The sequence below is a fragment of the Dietzia aurantiaca genome (genome assembly GCF_021033825.1).
In the GTDB taxonomy this organism is placed as follows: Bacteria; Actinomycetota; Actinomycetes; order Mycobacteriales; family Mycobacteriaceae; genus Dietzia; species Dietzia aurantiaca.
Genome location: NZ_JAIFXZ010000006.1, coordinates 1 through 15,351 on the forward strand (window position 1 = coordinate 1; position 15,351 = coordinate 15,351).

General features: G+C 67.1%; 15 protein-coding genes. 11 read left to right on the top strand and 4 right to left on the bottom strand.

What is annotated here, in order from left to right:
• Window positions 1–63: 63 nt before the first annotated feature.
• A complete protein-coding gene (locus K3888_RS08300; protein WP_230929939.1) occupies window positions 64–948 on the top strand; it encodes a TIGR03619 family F420-dependent LLM class oxidoreductase in 885 nt (294 codons plus the stop codon).
• A 42-nt stretch (window positions 949–990) separates the two neighbouring features.
• Complete coding sequence (fgd, locus tag K3888_RS08305) at window positions 991–2,010, top strand: glucose-6-phosphate dehydrogenase (coenzyme-F420) (RefSeq protein ID WP_230929792.1); 1,020 nt, start codon at window positions 991–993, stop codon at window positions 2,008–2,010.
• Window positions 2,011–2,016: 6 nt separating this feature from the next.
• Here the strand turns inward: fgd and K3888_RS08310 are convergent, their stop codons facing one another.
• Window positions 2,017–3,177 carry a phosphotransferase family protein gene (locus K3888_RS08310; protein WP_230929793.1) on the bottom strand — a complete coding sequence of 387 codons (1,161 nt, stop codon included), beginning with the start codon at window positions 3,175–3,177 and terminating at the stop codon, window positions 2,017–2,019.
• 293 nt (window positions 3,178–3,470) lie between these two features.
• Between K3888_RS08310 and K3888_RS08315 the strand changes: the two genes are divergently transcribed.
• Window positions 3,471–4,451, top strand: a complete 981-nt coding sequence (locus K3888_RS08315; RefSeq protein WP_230929794.1) for an LLM class flavin-dependent oxidoreductase — start codon at window positions 3,471–3,473, stop codon at window positions 4,449–4,451.
• Window positions 4,452–4,475: 24 nt separating this feature from the next.
• On the opposite strand, the gene K3888_RS08320 is transcribed toward K3888_RS08315, so the two are convergent.
• On the bottom strand, window positions 4,476–6,413 hold the full coding sequence (locus K3888_RS08320) for a potassium transporter Kup (protein ID WP_230929795.1): 1,938 nt from the start codon (window positions 6,411–6,413) through the stop codon (window positions 4,476–4,478).
• Between the two features lie 260 nt (window positions 6,414–6,673).
• On the opposite strand from K3888_RS08320, the gene K3888_RS08325 reads away from it, so the two are divergent.
• The 5 genes from K3888_RS08325 (at window position 6,674) to K3888_RS08345 (ending at window position 10,474) form a co-directional block, all read left to right on the top strand.
• The gene (locus K3888_RS08325) at window positions 6,674–7,237 is read left to right on the top strand and encodes a dihydrofolate reductase family protein (protein WP_230929796.1); all 564 of its coding nucleotides are present in this window, start codon (window positions 6,674–6,676) and stop codon (window positions 7,235–7,237) included.
• Window positions 7,238–7,570: 333 nt separating this feature from the next.
• Entirely contained in the window at window positions 7,571–8,026 is a 456-nt protein-coding gene (locus K3888_RS08330; protein ID WP_230929797.1) for a MarR family winged helix-turn-helix transcriptional regulator, read from the top strand.
• A gap of 110 nt (window positions 8,027–8,136) precedes the next feature.
• Entirely contained in the window at window positions 8,137–9,618 is a 1,482-nt protein-coding gene (locus tag K3888_RS08335) for an MFS transporter (RefSeq protein ID WP_230929940.1), read from the top strand.
• A gap of 146 nt (window positions 9,619–9,764) precedes the next feature.
• Window positions 9,765–10,001: a hypothetical protein gene (locus tag K3888_RS08340; RefSeq protein WP_230929798.1), complete on the top strand. Its 237-nt coding sequence runs from the start codon at window positions 9,765–9,767 to the stop codon at window positions 9,999–10,001.
• Window positions 9,998–10,474 (top strand): BLUF domain-containing protein, encoded by a 477-nt coding sequence (locus K3888_RS08345; RefSeq protein ID WP_230929799.1) that lies wholly within the window; start codon window positions 9,998–10,000, stop codon window positions 10,472–10,474. The genes K3888_RS08340 and K3888_RS08345 overlap by 4 nt, the downstream gene beginning before the upstream one ends.
• Window positions 10,475–10,752: 278 nt before the next feature.
• Here K3888_RS08345 and K3888_RS08350 read toward each other — a convergent pair whose 3' ends face one another.
• Together K3888_RS08350 and arsB are read right to left on the bottom strand one after the other, a co-directional pair.
• Complete coding sequence (locus tag K3888_RS08350; RefSeq protein WP_230929800.1) at window positions 10,753–11,238, bottom strand: arsenate-mycothiol transferase ArsC; 486 nt, start codon at window positions 11,236–11,238, stop codon at window positions 10,753–10,755.
• On the bottom strand, window positions 11,235–12,371 hold the full coding sequence (gene arsB, locus K3888_RS08355; protein ID WP_230929801.1) for an ACR3 family arsenite efflux transporter: 1,137 nt from the start codon (window positions 12,369–12,371) through the stop codon (window positions 11,235–11,237). The genes K3888_RS08350 and arsB overlap by 4 nt, the downstream gene beginning before the upstream one ends.
• A gap of 100 nt (window positions 12,372–12,471) precedes the next feature.
• Here arsB and K3888_RS08360 point away from each other — a divergent pair, with 100 nt between their 5' ends.
• From K3888_RS08360 to K3888_RS08370, 3 genes are all read left to right on the top strand, one after another.
• Window positions 12,472–12,852: an ArsR/SmtB family transcription factor gene (locus tag K3888_RS08360; RefSeq protein WP_230929802.1), complete on the top strand. Its 381-nt coding sequence runs from the start codon at window positions 12,472–12,474 to the stop codon at window positions 12,850–12,852.
• 73 nt (window positions 12,853–12,925) lie between these two features.
• Window positions 12,926–13,747, top strand: a complete 822-nt coding sequence (locus K3888_RS08365; protein WP_230929803.1) for a siderophore-interacting protein — start codon at window positions 12,926–12,928, stop codon at window positions 13,745–13,747.
• 78 nt (window positions 13,748–13,825) lie between these two features.
• Window positions 13,826–15,319 carry a glutamine synthetase beta-grasp domain-containing protein gene (locus K3888_RS08370; RefSeq protein ID WP_230929804.1) on the top strand — a complete coding sequence of 498 codons (1,494 nt, stop codon included), beginning with the start codon at window positions 13,826–13,828 and terminating at the stop codon, window positions 15,317–15,319.
• Window positions 15,320–15,351 lie beyond the last annotated feature (32 nt).

Here is a 15,351-nt window from a genome sequence, read left to right on the forward strand (position 1 = left end):
TCGGGCCGCCGTGTCGGGGCTGAGAACCGCACCGTCCCCGACCCCGATAGCAGAGGTAGCCCCATGCAGTTCTCCACCCCGATTGCGTTCAGCCCGATCGACCAGATCCTCGACCTCGCCCGTGCGGCAGAGGATGCCGGTTTCGCGCGGATCACGCTCCCCGATTCGCTGTTCCTGCCGCACCGGCAGGACACCGACTACCCGTACACCCCTGACGGGTCGCGGATGTGGGACGAGAACACCCCGTGGGTCGAACCGCTGACCGCGATCGCAGCCATGGGTGCGGTCACCTCGACCATCCGGTTCTGCCCACAGGTGCTCAAGTTCGGCCCTCGTCAGCCCCTCCTGCTGGCCCGGCAGCTGTCCACGGTCTCCCACCTGACCGGCGGTCGTGTGGACCTGGGCGTCGGCATCGGGTGGGACCCCAACGAGTTCGCCTGGTGTGGCGTCTCCTACCCGGGCCGCGGCAAGCGGGTGGACGAGATGCTCGAGATCCTCCGCCTGGCCGGCGACGGCGGCTGGTTCGAGTACCACGGCGAGCACTTCGACTTCGACCGCCTCACGCTCGACCCGCCGCCTCTCGCCCAGGTGCCCTTCTACGTGGGCGGCCACACCGCCCCGGCACTGCGGCGCGCTGTCCGCATCGGCCAGGGGTGGACGTCGGCGATGATGGGCTTCGACGAGATCGTCACCACGATCGGGCGCCTCGGTGAGCTGCTCGAGGCCGACGGGCGCTCGCTGGCGGACCGCGGCGACGGCCAGCCGTTCGCCATCCAGGTGGCGTGCATCGACAAGTACGGCACTCGTGGGTTCGCCGAGCTCGCCGACGCGGGCGTCACGGACGTCATCGTCATCCCCTGGCTGATCGAGGGCCACGGGTATGACGCCCCCATGGAGGTCAAGCGCGATTCCCTCGCCCGCTTCGGCGAGAAGTACATCACCGCCTGACCCTGATCAACACTCACAACTATCGCCCCTCAGGAGTCCCGAATGACTGACAACGCACCCCTCAAGCTCGGTTACAAGGCCTCGGCCGAGCAGTTCGGTCCGCGTGATCTGGTGGAGTTCGCGGTTCTGGCTGAGCGGGCGGGGATGGATTCGGCGACGGTGTCGGATCATTTCCAGCCGTGGCGTCACGATGGTGGGCACGCCCCGTTTTCGTTGTCGTGGCTGACCGCGGTCGGTGAGCGCACCGAGCGGCTGCAGTTGGGTACGTCGGTGCTCACGCCGACGTTCCGCTATAACCCGGCGGTGCTGGCGCAGGCGTTCGCGACCATGGCGTGCCTGTACCCGGGCCGGGTCTTCCTGGGCGTGGGCACGGGTGAGGCCCTGAATGAGATCGCCACGGGCCATCAGGGTGAGTGGCCGGCGTTCAAGGAGCGTTTCGCTCGGTTGCGTGAGTCGGTCCGGCTCATGCGTGAGTTGTGGACGGGTGAGACCACCAGTTTCGAGGGTGACTTCTACTCGACCAAGGACGCGTTCCTCTATGACGTGCCGGAGGGTGGTGTGCCGGTGTACATCGCGGCGGGTGGTCCGGTGGTGGCCAAGTACGCCGGCCGCGTGGGGGACGGGTTCATCTGTACCTCGGGCAAGGGGATGGAGTTGTACACCGACAAGCTGCTTCCGGCCGTGGAGGAGGGCGCAGCGATCAACGAGCGTGATTCGGCGGCGATTGATCGGATGATCGAGATCAAGATCAGCTACGATCCCGACCCGGCCGCGGCGTTGGAGAACTGCCGGTTCTGGGCGCCGCTGTCGCTGACCCCGGAGCAGAAGCACTCGGTGGACTCGCCGCGGGAGATGGAGCGCCTGGCCGACGAGCTGCCCATCGAGCAGGTCGCCAAGCGCTGGATCGTGGCCTCTGACCCGGATGACGTGGTCGAGCAGGTCAAGCAGTACGTCGACGCCGGTCTGAACCACCTGGTCTTCCACGCCCCCGGCCACGACCAGAAACGCTTCCTGGACCTGTTCTCCACGGACCTCGAGCCCCGACTGCGCAATCTGGCGTGAGCCCTGTCAGTCGGCGATGAGGCGGTAAAGCATGGTGTTGTGCAGGACGTAGTCGTCCGGGTTGTCGGGGGTCTCCGCCTCACCGAACTCGATACGACGACGATGAATTCGTGCCAGGATCACCGCCTGCCTCAGGCCCGCATAGGCGTAATAGAACGGCAGATCGCGGACCGTCCGGCCCGTGAGCTGTTCGTACTGCCGGACCACCTGAGCGTGGTCGAACAGGTCGGGTATGCCGGGGAAACCGTACGTGACCGCCAGATCCTGGAACAGGTCGTGGAAGTACAGGAACCAGCCCAGGTCCACCTCGGCCGGCGCGAGGGCCGCCATCTCCCAGTCCAGCACGGCGGTCGGGGTGGTGCCCTTGTAGAGGATGTTGCCGATCCGGGCATCACCCCAGCTGAGCACGTCCGTGCCGGGGTCCGCGGGCCAGTTGGCCTCGATCCAGGCGAAGGCCTTCTCGATCACCGGGATCCTCAGTCCGCCCTCGCGGACCGTCCACTCGTAGTACTCGCGCTGCTCGTCGACGTGCGCCCGTAGTCCGTCGCCCTCGCCGGGTCGGTCGGAGGCGAGTGAGGGGAGGAGCTCCGCGGGCCTGTCGATCCCGTGGACCGCGGCGAGCACGGCCACGGACTCGCGCTGCAATTCCGCCCGCTGCTCGGGGCTCATCTCGAGCAGCCAGCCGCCGAACACGTACGGGGGATTGTCGACGGGCGCGACGCCGGTGGCCCGGTCCATCACCAGGAACGGCGACCCCAGCACTGCCGGGTCCTCCTCGAGCCAGCGCACGCGCGGGACGGGCAGATCGGTGTGCTCGCCGACGACCCGCATCACGTCGAACTGCCGGGCCAGGTCGTACACCGGGAACACCGGAAAGGCATCGTCGAGCGGGCACATCCGGGCCACGAGCCGCGCAGACTCTCGCTCGCCGGTGTCCGCCGATGTCCAGCAGGCGTCGAAGAGGATCGAGATGTTGGACATTCCCGACGCGTCGGGCCGCGTCACCTCGCCCACCTCGACGCCGCCCCGTCCGTCGGCTGCGTCACCCGCGCCGCCGGCGACCTGGGGGCGGCCCGCCAGCCACGAGGTGAGGCGCCCGCGCAGGTCGTCGAGATCGGCCTCGCCGGACGTCACCGTCTGGTCCAGTGGCTTGTCGGTCTGTGTCATTGTTCGTCAACCCCTCACCGGGTGCCTGATGGCGCGGGCTGTGCTCGCGGCCGACCTTAGTGTGACGTACGGCACATAGGATGGGGCTCGAATCGGAACCCCGGCGGAGGCAATGGTGGGGGAGGGGGAACGGAACGTTGTCGTCGTCGTCACTCCTCCGGCGCCCCCGCCGGCGCTTGGTGATCCGTCACCGACCGGGGGATTTCAGTAGCATCGCGGCATAGTGCCGCGGAGTCCGCCTGCGGGTGTGGACCGTCGCCGCCGGCCCCCTCGACAGCAGAAGGCGAACCCACATGGCCATCCCCCTGAGCATCCTCGACCTGGTCTCCATCCCCGAGGGCTCCACCGCCCGCGACGGCATCGCCGCCTCGATGACTTCCGCCAAGCTCGCCGACGAGCTGGGCTACCACCGACTCTGGTTTGCCGAGCATCACAACACGCCCAACCTCGCCTCCAAGGCCACCTCGCTGCTCATCTCGCAGGCGGCTGGCGTCACCGAGAACATCCGCGTCGGCTCCGGCGGCGTCATGCTGCCCAACCACGCGCCGCTGATGGTGGCCGAGCAATACGGCACCCTCGCCAACATCCACGGCGACCGCATCGACCTGGGCCTCGGCCGCGCCCCCGGCACCGACGGCATGACCGCCCAGGCGCTGAGCCGCTCCTCCGCCGAGCCGCAGGCCTTCGCCCGACACATCTACGACCTGCAGGGCTGGTTCGGCGAATCCGGCACCGCGCACAGCACCCCGATCTTCTCTTCGGTCTCCCAGGGCATGGAGGTGCCGATCTGGGTGCTCGGCTCGACCGTCAACGGTGCCTCCATCGCCGGGCAGCTGGGCCTGCCGTTCTCGCTGGCCTCGCACTTCGCGCCCGACCAGATCGATGACGCCGTGCGCGTCTACCGCGAGACGTTCAGCACCGAGGCGCCCACCGCGCGGATCGACAAGCCGTATGTCATGGCCGGTATCAACGTGATGGTCGCCGACACGGATGAAGAAGCGCAGCGGCAGTTCACCACCATCCAGCAGATGTTCCTCGACATCCGTAGCGGGCGGCAGCGCAAGATCCAGCCGCCCGTCGACCTGTCCGAGTTCCCCGGCGGTGTGCCGTCGATGCTCGACATCAGCGCCGTGGGTTCGCCGGACACGGTGAAGGCTCGGCTGGAGGAGTTCGCCGAGCGCACCGGTGCGGACGAGCTCATCACCGTGACCTACGCCTACGACCCGGACGTGCGCGACCACTCGCTGAAGTTGCTGGCGGACGTCTGGTTCTAGACCACTGGCGCCCGGAGCGTCGCGTCAGATGTGCAGCACCTCGCCCATAACCACTGTGCGGTCGGGCGGTAGGTGGAACACCTCGGTGCGGTTGGCCTGGTTCTTCTCCATGGCGAGGAAGAGCCGCTCGCGCCAGTGCCGCAGGCCCGGCGGGCGCGCCGGCCGGAGAGCGAGAACGGACAGGAAGTAGGTGGCCTCCTCGTGGGCCAGGGCCAGGCCATCCAACCGCTGGGAGGCCCGCGCGAGGTGTAGCGGGATGTTCTGGGACTCGGTGAACCCGACTCGCACGGTGACCCTGACGACCTCGCCCAGAGGGGTGGCGAACGTGTCCATGCGGTACTTGTCCGCGGATCGGGCCCGGGGGACGTTGCGATGCTCCAACCGGACCAGGATCACCTGCTCCGGGAAGATCTTCAGGTCCGACACGCAGCTGACCAGGGCCAGGGGCGTGGTGCCCGGGTCGGAGTGCGGAAATACCGCCACCCGCGGGGAACGCTGCACCGGCTCCTCATTGAGGCAGGCGAGGAAATCGTCCAACGGTCGCTCCAGCCGCCTCCGCGCGGAGGCGACCGTCGCGTGGCCGCGGCGCCAGCACGTCATCACCACCACTACGGCCGCAGCCAGAAGGACGGGAAGCCATCCGCCCTCGGGGAGCTTGGTGGCGTTGGCTGCCAGCAGGACGAGCTCGAGAGTGCCCACCGTCGCGACGTAGAGGGCGACCACCGGCCACCTCCAGTGCCAGACTGACACGGCGAACACCATGAACAGCAGGGACTCGAGCACCAGGGTCCCCGTCACGGCGAACCCGTACGCACTGGCCAGCGACTCGGACGAGCCGAAGAGCAGCACCACGGCCAGGACCGCGACGAAGAGCAGCCAGTTGAGGGCCGGCACGTAGATCTCGCCCGCCCGGCGCCTGGAGGTGTACCGCATCGCCAAGCGCGGCAGGAGGGACAGGCGGACGGCCTGGTGGGCGATCGAGAACGCGCCCGAGATGACGGCCTGCGAGGCGATGATCGTCGCGGCCGTGGCCAGCACGACGAGCGGGATCTGCAGAATGTCGGGGGCGAGGTGGAACAGCGGGTTGCCCACCGCGCCCGGGTGCGAGATGACCAGTGCGCCCTGGCCCAGATAGACCAACGTCAGCGCCGGCAACACGACCAGGAACCATGCGCGCCTGATCGCGGATGCGGAGAAATGCCCCAGGTCGGCGTACAGCGCCTCGGCGCCGGTCACGGTGAGGACGACCGCGCCGAGGAGGACGAACGCCTCGAAGGGATGCCGCAGGAGGAGATCGAACGCCCAGTGCGGCGACAGGCTGGTCAGGATCTCCGGGTGGGCGACGATCTGCGGGACCCCGAGCAGCGCCAGGGCCACGAACCACACGACCATGATCGGACCGAACGCCCCGGACACCCGGGTGGTGCCGTACGGCTGGACGAGGAACAGGGCGATCAGGATCGCCACGGTCAGCGGGACGACAGCCGACTCCAGGCCCGGCGCGCTGACGGTCAGTCCTTCTACCGCACTGAGCACCGAGATCGCCGGTGTGATGACCGCGTCACCGAAGAACAGCGCTGCGCCGAGGATGCCGATGATCGTCACCATCGCGCCGATCCGGTGCCCCGGGAGCCTGCGGCGGAGCAGTGCCACCAGTGCGAGTATCCCGCCCTCGCCGTCGTTGTCCGCGCGGATCACCAGCAGCACGTACTTGACCGTCACGATCGCGGTGATGGTCCACAGGACCATCGAGATGATGCCGTAGACGTTGTGCGGCGTCACCTCGACGGCGTTGTGACGCATGCTGAACGCGGTGTGCAAGGCGTACAGCGGACTGGTGCCGATGTCGCCGAACACCACCCCCAGGGCGCCCACGACCAGCATGGGTCGAGCCGGCGCGCCGCGCTGACCAGCACGTAGGAGGCGGGTAGCGCGCAGGCCCAGTCGTCCGAGACCGTTCACCGGATAAGTGTGCTCCTCGCTCCTGGCTCGCGCCAGGTGCGATGTGCCAGGTCGGTGCGCCGCACTTCGGGCGCGGTGAGGTGTGCTCAGGGGCCGGGCCATTCGTCAGCCTGTCGGGTGGCGGCCAGGATCGCGGAGCTCTCACGGGTGCTGCCCCTTGGGTTACATCCTGCGGGACGCCTATCGGAGCACGTGGAACTGGAGCGACGGCTGTCGGCTTCGCTTGCGTGCCGGTGTTCGGCGCTAGCAGAATCGGTCCTGTGGCCGCATCGCAACAGACCCTCCGCGCCGCCGTCTTTCTCGGGCTGAGCGTCGACGGCCGCATCGCTCGGCCTGATGGCGACCTCGAGTGGCTGACCAGCCGCGGCGCCGCCGCCGGGGACGCGGGCTTCACGCCCTTCGTGGAGTCAGTTGAGGCTGTAGTGATGGGCCGGCGAACCTACGAGGCCATCGCTTCCGACGAGCACTGGCCCTACCTCGATCGGCCGATACATGTGATCAGCACGTCCCTCGCAGCAGACGGAGATCCCCGGATCACCGTGCATCGCTCCGGCGAGGCGGCTATCGACGCGCTGCAGCGGGACGGCTACCGGCGCGTCTACGTCGACGGTGGCGAGACCATCCGTTGGTTCCTTGCCTCCAAACTTGTCGACGAACTCACGCTCTCCCATGTGCCCGTGCTCATCGGCGACGGGCCCTCACTGTTCGGGCCGCTGGGCGAAGACGTGCATCTCAAGCATGTCCGCACCGCGGTTCTCGACGGCGGAATGGTCCAGACCGCCTACCGCGTCCGGGGAGGACCGACGTCGCCCGCAGCCACATAGGGCAAGCGGGAGGTCACCACGCGTCCCGTCCCAGTCGAAGAACCCTCACTGGACGCTCTCGCCCTCGACCCCGATCACAGCGGGCCGCAGCGGCCAGTGTCCTGTTCCAGTGCCGAGCCTTCACCGGGACGGAGCGCGGGCCACGTCTCAATAATTTAAAGGTTTTCGAGACACATGAACTCGCCCGGGGAGGTGGCCAGTTTTTGAACCAGTTTCTTAGACCTACAGTCACCCGCCATTGTCTCACCCAGTCGTTTTGACGGGCTGCTGGCGACACGGCAAAGCTGACCGTGTCTATAGTTGCGTGCAGCAAGCAACTATGAAGGAGTGGCAGTGACTCGACGCAGTGACGCCGGCGAGATTCTCGTGGAGCTTGTCCGCACCTTGCGTCTGTTCCGGTACGCAGGGCAGCACCGCGGACAGGAGGACATCTCTGGCACCAAGGTCGGCGTGATGCGGTTTCTGATCGACGGTGACGAACGATCGGGGGAGATCGCACATCGACTCTTCCTGTCCCCGTCCGTCGTGTCGCGGGCAGTGGACTCGCTCGAGGTGGACGGGCTGGTCTGTCGGCGTCGCGATCCTGACGATGCTCGTGCCTGGCTGATCTCGATCACTGATCGCGGCCGAGTGGACTTGCAACGACGTCAGCAGGCGATTGCCGACCGATTCGCGGAGATCCTCGCCAGAGACACCGAGCTCTGCCCCGCCCGGACGCTCCAGTTACTGAAGAAACTGAACGACCATCTCGACGAGCTCGCTGCGACCATGACCGCGGGAGAGAAATGAGTCAACGACCTATGACTGAACAGGCCAGCGCGCCTCCCGGATACCAGGCGTTACCTCATCGCGAGGTGCTCCAGGTGATGACCGGCCTCTTGGCCGCACTGTTCACCGCCTTGATCTCCAACACCATTGTGTCCACGGCGTTGCCCACGATCATGGCCGACCTCAACGGCACCCAACGCCAGTACACGTGGGTGATCACCACGAGTTTGCTGATGATGACCGTCAGTACACCGGTCTGGGGCAAGCTCTCGGATCTGTTCGACAAGAAGATGCTGGTTCAGCTGACCATCGTGTTGTTCGTGGTGGGTTCTGTTGCGGCGGGCCTGTCCACGTCGGTGGCGATGATGATGGGGGCCCGCGTCGTTCAAGGAATCGCGATGGGCGGGCTGATGGCCCTGGTTCAGTCCATCATGGGTTCGATCATCGCCCCCCGGGAACGCGGCCGTTACGCCGGATATATGGGCGGTGTCATGGGCATCGCGACAGTCTCCGGGCCACTGCTGGGCGGTGTGATCACTGATGGCCTGGGATGGAGGTGGACCTACTTCGTCTGCGTCCCGCTCGCCGTTGTGGCGATGGTTCTCATCCAGGTCAAACTCCGTATCCCGTTGATCGAATCCAGAAAGGTCACGATCGACTACGCAGGGGCCGTGCTGATCGCGCTCTGCGCGGCGCTCCCGATGTTGTGGGTGACCTTCGCGGGCAGCGAGTACGCATGGGTTTCCTGGCAGTCTGCAGCGTTCATCGGCGCGTTCGTCGTCGTGACCGCGGCGGCGGTCATCGTCGAGCTGCGGGCTGCCGAGCCGATCGTGCCCATCCGGGTGCTGCGGACCAACACCGCAGCATTGATGATCGTCGCCAGCTTGGCGGTGGGTGTGGCGATGTTCGCTCCGGCGGTGTTCCTGACTCAGTACTTCCAGCTGGGTGGGGGCTACTCACCGACCCAGGCCGGGTTGCTCATCTTGCCGATGATCGTCTTCCAGACGGCGTCCTCGGCGATCGGTGGGATGATCGTAAGCCGCACCGGCCGGTGGAAGCCGATCATGGTCATCGGCAGCATCCTGATGGTGACTGGTCTCGCGGGCCTGGGGATGGTCGACCACACAACCGGGTATCTGTGGGTCGCGGTGTCGATGGCGTTGATGGGTATCGGTGTAGGAACCCTGATCCAGAACATCGTGCTGGCAGTGCAGAATATCGTCGACGTCCGGGAAGTCGGAGCCGCTTCCGCGGCGATCGCGTTCTTCCGATCCCTCGGCGGAGCGATCGGTGTCTCCGCACTCGGCGCTGTCTTGACCAACGAGGTCGCTGCTCAGATTCGAGACCGTCTCGGCGAGCTGGGGATGACGAGCGGACAACTGGGAAGCAGCGAAGGCTCGGCAGAGACCAGCCTGGACATCAGTGGTCTGCCGGCGCCGATCCAGCAGATCTTCCATGACTCCTACGCTGATGCCTTCGGGCATCTGTTCATGGTCACGGCGCTTATCGGAGTGGTCACCGTGGTCGCGGTTCTGGCCGTTCGCGAGACGCGCCTGCGGACCACTGTGGAGTTGAACCCCACCCCTGCGAGTCAGGAGAACGAATCGCCGTAGCCCCCATCGAACGCTGGCGCCGGACGGAAGCGAGCCGTAGCAGGAAAGCGTCGGCGACGCCTCGCTGGTCCGGTGGTGTGGCGGGTACACCTCTGGCAGAGTCGTCCAACGATTAAGTCACACGTCCAGATGGTGATGAGGCAACGATGAGCCAGACAGTCGGCGGGGACCGGCAGGTCCGTTGGTCGCAAGTGGAGGAGAAGTTCTTCGTCGGCAACTTCAGGGGCAATTTCGTCGGCTACATCGACCAGACTGTCGATGGCACGTTCAGGAAGTTCGACAAGATGTCGGTGCTGCGAGGCGAGGCCAGCACGTTGGAGAGCTCCATGGCGTTTCTGAACGAACTGTACTTCGCCTCGTCTGGTGAAGGGGATCGTCAATGACCGCCGTTGTGTCCACCGATCGGCCGTCTGGGACGGGCGACCTCAAGTATCTGGTGTACTCCAGTGTGGCTACGCGACCGATGTCGCACACCGATCTCGAGTCCATCCTGTTCACCGCCAGGCGGCACAATCTGCAAGCGGGCATCACCGGCGCTCTGCTGTACAGGAGCAATTGCTTCATCCAGTTTCTGGAGGGGCCCCCGTCTGAGATCGACTCGTTGATGGAGAGCATCTGTGTCGATGACAGGCATGCCCGTGTGCGTGTTCTGGTGGTGGAGCGGGCGGTCGAGCGTAGTTTCGCGGACTGGAGAATGGGGTTCGGCGCCCCCGCGGACACCCGGCCGACCGGGGTCGAGGGGGTCCGGGACAGCTTCGATGACCTGACGAGCAGTTCGGACGACGCCGTGGTGCGTCAGGCGGCCGAGGACTTTTCGATCTGGTTCAAAGTCAAAGAGGGTTCGCGTCTGTCCTGAGGCGGCCCCGTGGCCGCGACGATGCGGGCCGTGGGGCCGCAGGACGATTCGAACGGTCGCCTCCATCTCGTTGTCGGATGCCCGGCGGCCCATCATCACCGGCGCCACGTCACCGGAAGCCCGTATCGATCCCGAGCCGTTCGTCCGCTCGGTCCTGGAGCCGATCGGGGTGAGGCACACCAAACGGGTCGCCACCATGTCGTCGCTGGGGTGAGACCGGGCGCTCCGGCCGAGCAGGCTCAGTGCGATTGGCGCGGTGCCCGTGGCGCGTTCCGTGGTCAGCGCGGCGATGGGTCGGCCCGTTCCGCGGTGAATTCGGCAAGGAGGTCGTGGACACGGCGGTCGATGTCGTCGCGAATCAGGCGCATCCTCTCCAGTCCGTCGATGCCCCTACCCGAAGGCTCATCAGTGATCCACGTGATGACGGTGCGGGCGGTGTCGTCGTCGGAGACGCCGACATCACCCCGCGCGACGAGGTCTCGTGCGGCGTCGGCGCCGAGCACCACCACCCGGTCCACGCGGCGCAGAAGATCGGGGTCGATCGCGCGGGGCACCTTACCGGACATGTCCGCGCCGAGCTCGGCCACCGCCTCGGCCGACAGCGCGTTGATCGTGGGCCCGGGATCGGTCCCCGCCGAGTGGACCTCGACCGCGTCGCCGGCGCGGTGGCGCATGAGTGCGGCCGCCATCTGTGACTTGCCGCCGTTGCGTACACACACGAACAGGACGCCGGGGACCCGAGGCTGCGGGGCGTTCGCGGTCATGACGGGTCTGCGCCCGGAGCCGGGGTGGGCACGGTGGTCCGGGCGCGGCGGGGCAGGCTCGAATCGCCGGGGAACAATCGCGGTCCGAGCCACAGCGCGCCGTACACCAGCCCGACCAACACCGGGACCTCGATGAGCGGACCCACCACGCCTGCCAGGGCTTGACCCGAGGCGATACCGAACGTGCCGATGGACACCGCGATCGCGAGTTCGAAGTTGTTGCCCGACGCCGTGAACGCGACGGAAGTGGACTTGGCGTAGTTCAGCCCCACCGCGCGCGAGACCAGCAGACTGAAGAAGAACATGAGCACGAAGTAGAGCAGCAGCGGAACGGCCATCCGGGCCACGTCCAGCGGGCGAGTGGTGATGGCCTCGCCCTGCATCGCGAACAGCAGGACGATAGTGAACAGCAGGCCGTACAGGGCCCACGGGCCGATCCGCGGCAGGAAGGTCCCCTCGTACCACTCGCGTCCCTTCGCGCGCTCGCCGAACACGCGCGTTCCGAAGCCGGCCAGCAGAGGAATCCCGAGGAACACCAGCACCGAGCCGACGATCGCCCAGACCGAGAACTCGGCCGAGACCGTCTCCAGTCCGAGCCACGACGGCAGGACCTGCAGGTAGAACCAACCCAGCGCACCGAAGGCCACCACCTGGAACACCGAGTTGATGGCCACCAGTACGGCCGCCGCCTCGCGATCGCCACACGCCAGGTCGTTCCAGATGAACACCATCGCGATGCACCGCGCCAGCCCCACGATGATCAGTCCCGTGCGGAATTCCGGCAGGTCCGGCAGGAACACCCACGCGAGCGTGAACATGAACGCCGGGCCGACGATCCAGTTGAGCAGCAGCGACAGGCCGAGCAGCTTCCGGTCGCCGGTCACCCGGTGGGTCTCGTCGTAGCGCACCTTGGCCAGGACGGGGTACATCATGACCAGCAGGCCGACCGCGATCGGGACCGAGATGCCACCGACCTGCACCGAATCCAGCGCGCGATCCAGGCCGGGGACGAAGCGGCCCAGGAGCAGTCCGGCCGCCATCGCCGCGAGAATCCAGACGGCCAGGTAGCGGTCGAGGAACGACATCTCCTTGGCGACAGGGGTGACACTGCGCGCAGAAGTGGTGGCGCTCATCGGATGTGCGGCTCCCGTCAGATCGATAGATGTCTATGGATAAGGCTAGGGTGAGGTATTGATGATCGTCAATCTAACCTCGTGGGGAGGCGGTGAGGGTATGACGACGACAACGACGACGACGACGAGTTCAGTGGCAGGCGCGGCGCTGGTCGGCGATCCCCCGGCGGGCGGATGCTGCTCGCTCTCGCGCACGCCCGTCGACTCCCCCACCGCGGAGGCGATGGCCGCCGGGTTCAAGGCGTTGGCCGACCCCACGCGGCTCAGGCTCCTGTCACATATCGCTGCGCGGGGCTGTGAATCCGTGTGTGCCTGCGACCTCCTCGATGTGGTGGACATCAGCCAACCCACGGTCAGTCATCACCTCAAACGTCTCGTCGACGTAGGTCTGCTGAGCCGCGAGCAGCGTGGCAGGTGGGCGTATTACACCGTGGTCCGCGACGCCCTGGACCAGCTGCGCGGATTCCTCGACCTGTCCTGATTCGCAATGGTTCCCGGGGCGGGCGGCTGACAGAGGGGTGCCCGTGCGAGATAGGTAAGGCTATCCTCGGCCCATGGGGAGAAAGAAGAACACTCCGACCGATCGCCAGTTCACCATGGCGCACGTACGGCGCACCGAACGCATCACTCCCGGCTTCGTCCGCCTGACCCTCGGCGGGCTGGACCACCTGGAGCCGCGAGGGCACGACCACTGGTGCCGACTCTTCTTCACGCGCGAGGGGCAGGACTCTCTGCAGTTGCCGACACGTACCAGTGAGATCGGTTGGTACCTGCAGTATCTCGCCACACCCAAGTCGCGGCGCCCGTGGGTCCGGGCGTACACGGTCCGCGCCGTCCGCCCTGACACGGGCGAAGTGGATATCGACTTCGTGATCCACGGAGACGAGACAGGGGGTCTGGGACCGGCGGCTCAGTTCGTGCTCGATGCCAGCCCTGGTGATCGCCTGGGATTCCTGGACCAGGGCATCGGTTTCACGCCTGACCACCCCCACGACTGGACACTGCTCGTCGGTGATGAGACGGCGTTGCCCGCCGTGGCCGGGATCTGTGCCTCACTCCCGGTGGCGGCCCGGGGGATCGCGATCATCGAGGTCCCTACGGCCGCCGACCGACAGAAGTTCCGGGTGCCTCCCGGGGTCGAGGTGCGTTGGGTCCCTCGCGACGAGGCGCCCGCGGGCGCCGATCGGCCGGGGCAGCTCGCGCTGGACGCGGTGAAGACGACCGTTCCACTGGACGGCGTCGTCCATGCGCACCTCATCGGCGAGTCCGGTCTCGCCACGGGGGCTCGCCGTCACCTCGTGCAGGAGTGGGGAGTGCCCAAGCGGAACGTGGACTTTGTCGGCTACTGGCGTCACGGGCGACCTGCGACGACCTGACCGGGCCCTGTTCCGACCGGCGGAGCGGGAGTCGTCGGCTCGACGGCCCGTCCCGCCCTGACGCTGGTAGAACGGGGTATGGCCATCGACGCACTGGAACCCCACCCACTGGTCCGCCTGCTCGGCAAGCCTTCGGCCGACTTCACCGCCGGTGACCTCGCGCGGGCGGTCGAGCAGTTGGAGCTGCACCAGGTCAACCTGCGCTACGTCGGCGGCGACGGGCGCCTCAAGGCGGTGGCTTTTCCCATCAATTCGCGCGAGCACCTCCTCGAGGTGCTGACGCGAGGCGAGCGCGTGGACGGCTCCAGTGTCTTCGCCAGCACTGATACCGAGTCCAGCGACGTCTACATCGTCCCGCGTCACCGCACCGCCTTCCTCAATCCCTTCGGCGAGCGACGCTCGCTCGACGTGTTGTGTTCCTTCTACGACGACGCCGGCAAGCCGCTGCCCCACGCACGCGAGCAGATCGTGCGCCGCGCCGCCGAGGTGCTCGCGCAGGAGACCGGCATGACGCTGGAGGCCTTCGGCGAGCTGGAGTACTACCTCGTCGACGAGCCCGAGAAGATCTTCCCCGTGGAGGAGGAGCGCGGCTACCAGGAGTCGGGTCCGTTCTCGAAGCACCGGCGGGTTCGAGAGGAGGTGCTGGGCCACCTCAGTGCGATGGGCGTGCCGCTCAAGTACGCCCACGGAGAGGTCGGCAACATCCCCGAGGAGGACCGGCAACTGGTCCAGCACGAGATCGAGCTCCAGCCCGTGCCGCTGGAGCAGGCGGCCGACAATCTCGTCCTGGCCAAGTGGGTGGTGCGCGAGGTCGCCTACGCCCATGGTGTCGAGGCGACATTCGCCCCGTTGGTGAGCGGCGAGGGCGCGGGAAACGGTCTGCATTTCCACAGTCGGCTGGTGCGCGATGGTGCCAACGCCATCGTGGGGAAAGACGGTCTCAACGACACCGGGCGTCGACTGATCGCCGGCTACCTGTCCGCAGCGAGGGCGCTGTCCGCGTTCGGCAACACGGTCCCCACGTCCTACCTGCGATTCGCCGAGGGAGACGAGTCGCCAGAGGACATCTGCTGGGGCATGAAGGACCGCACCGGGCTCGTCCGGGTGCCGTTGGCCTGGGGCGGCGGCGTGTTGGCCGACATGGTCGCGCACGCCAATCCCGGCAGCACCGAACCCATCCCCGAACCCGCCACGGATCACCAGACCGTCGAGTTCCGGCTCGGGGACGGCTCGGCGGATGCGCACCTGCTGCTGGCCGGCATGGCCGTCGCGGCGAAGCGGGGGCTCAGCGATCCGGAGAGCCTGGAGCTGGCCGAGCGGCTCAGCACCCACGATCACGATGACTTCGAGAGTCTGCCCACCTCGCGCCGGGAGGCCGCCGACGCACTCGAGGCCGAGCGCGAGATGTTCGAAGCCGACGGCGTCTTCCCCGGTGCACTCATCGATGCCCTGCTCGCGGATCTCCGCGACTCCGATGAAACCTACGACAACGACGGCAACGACACCGCCGCGGCCGGAGACGATGCGGCCGATCGCGAGGAACTCATCCGCCGTCACTGGCACGTCGGCTGAACTGTGGTGGCCGAGCAGAGCGGGGACGGTGT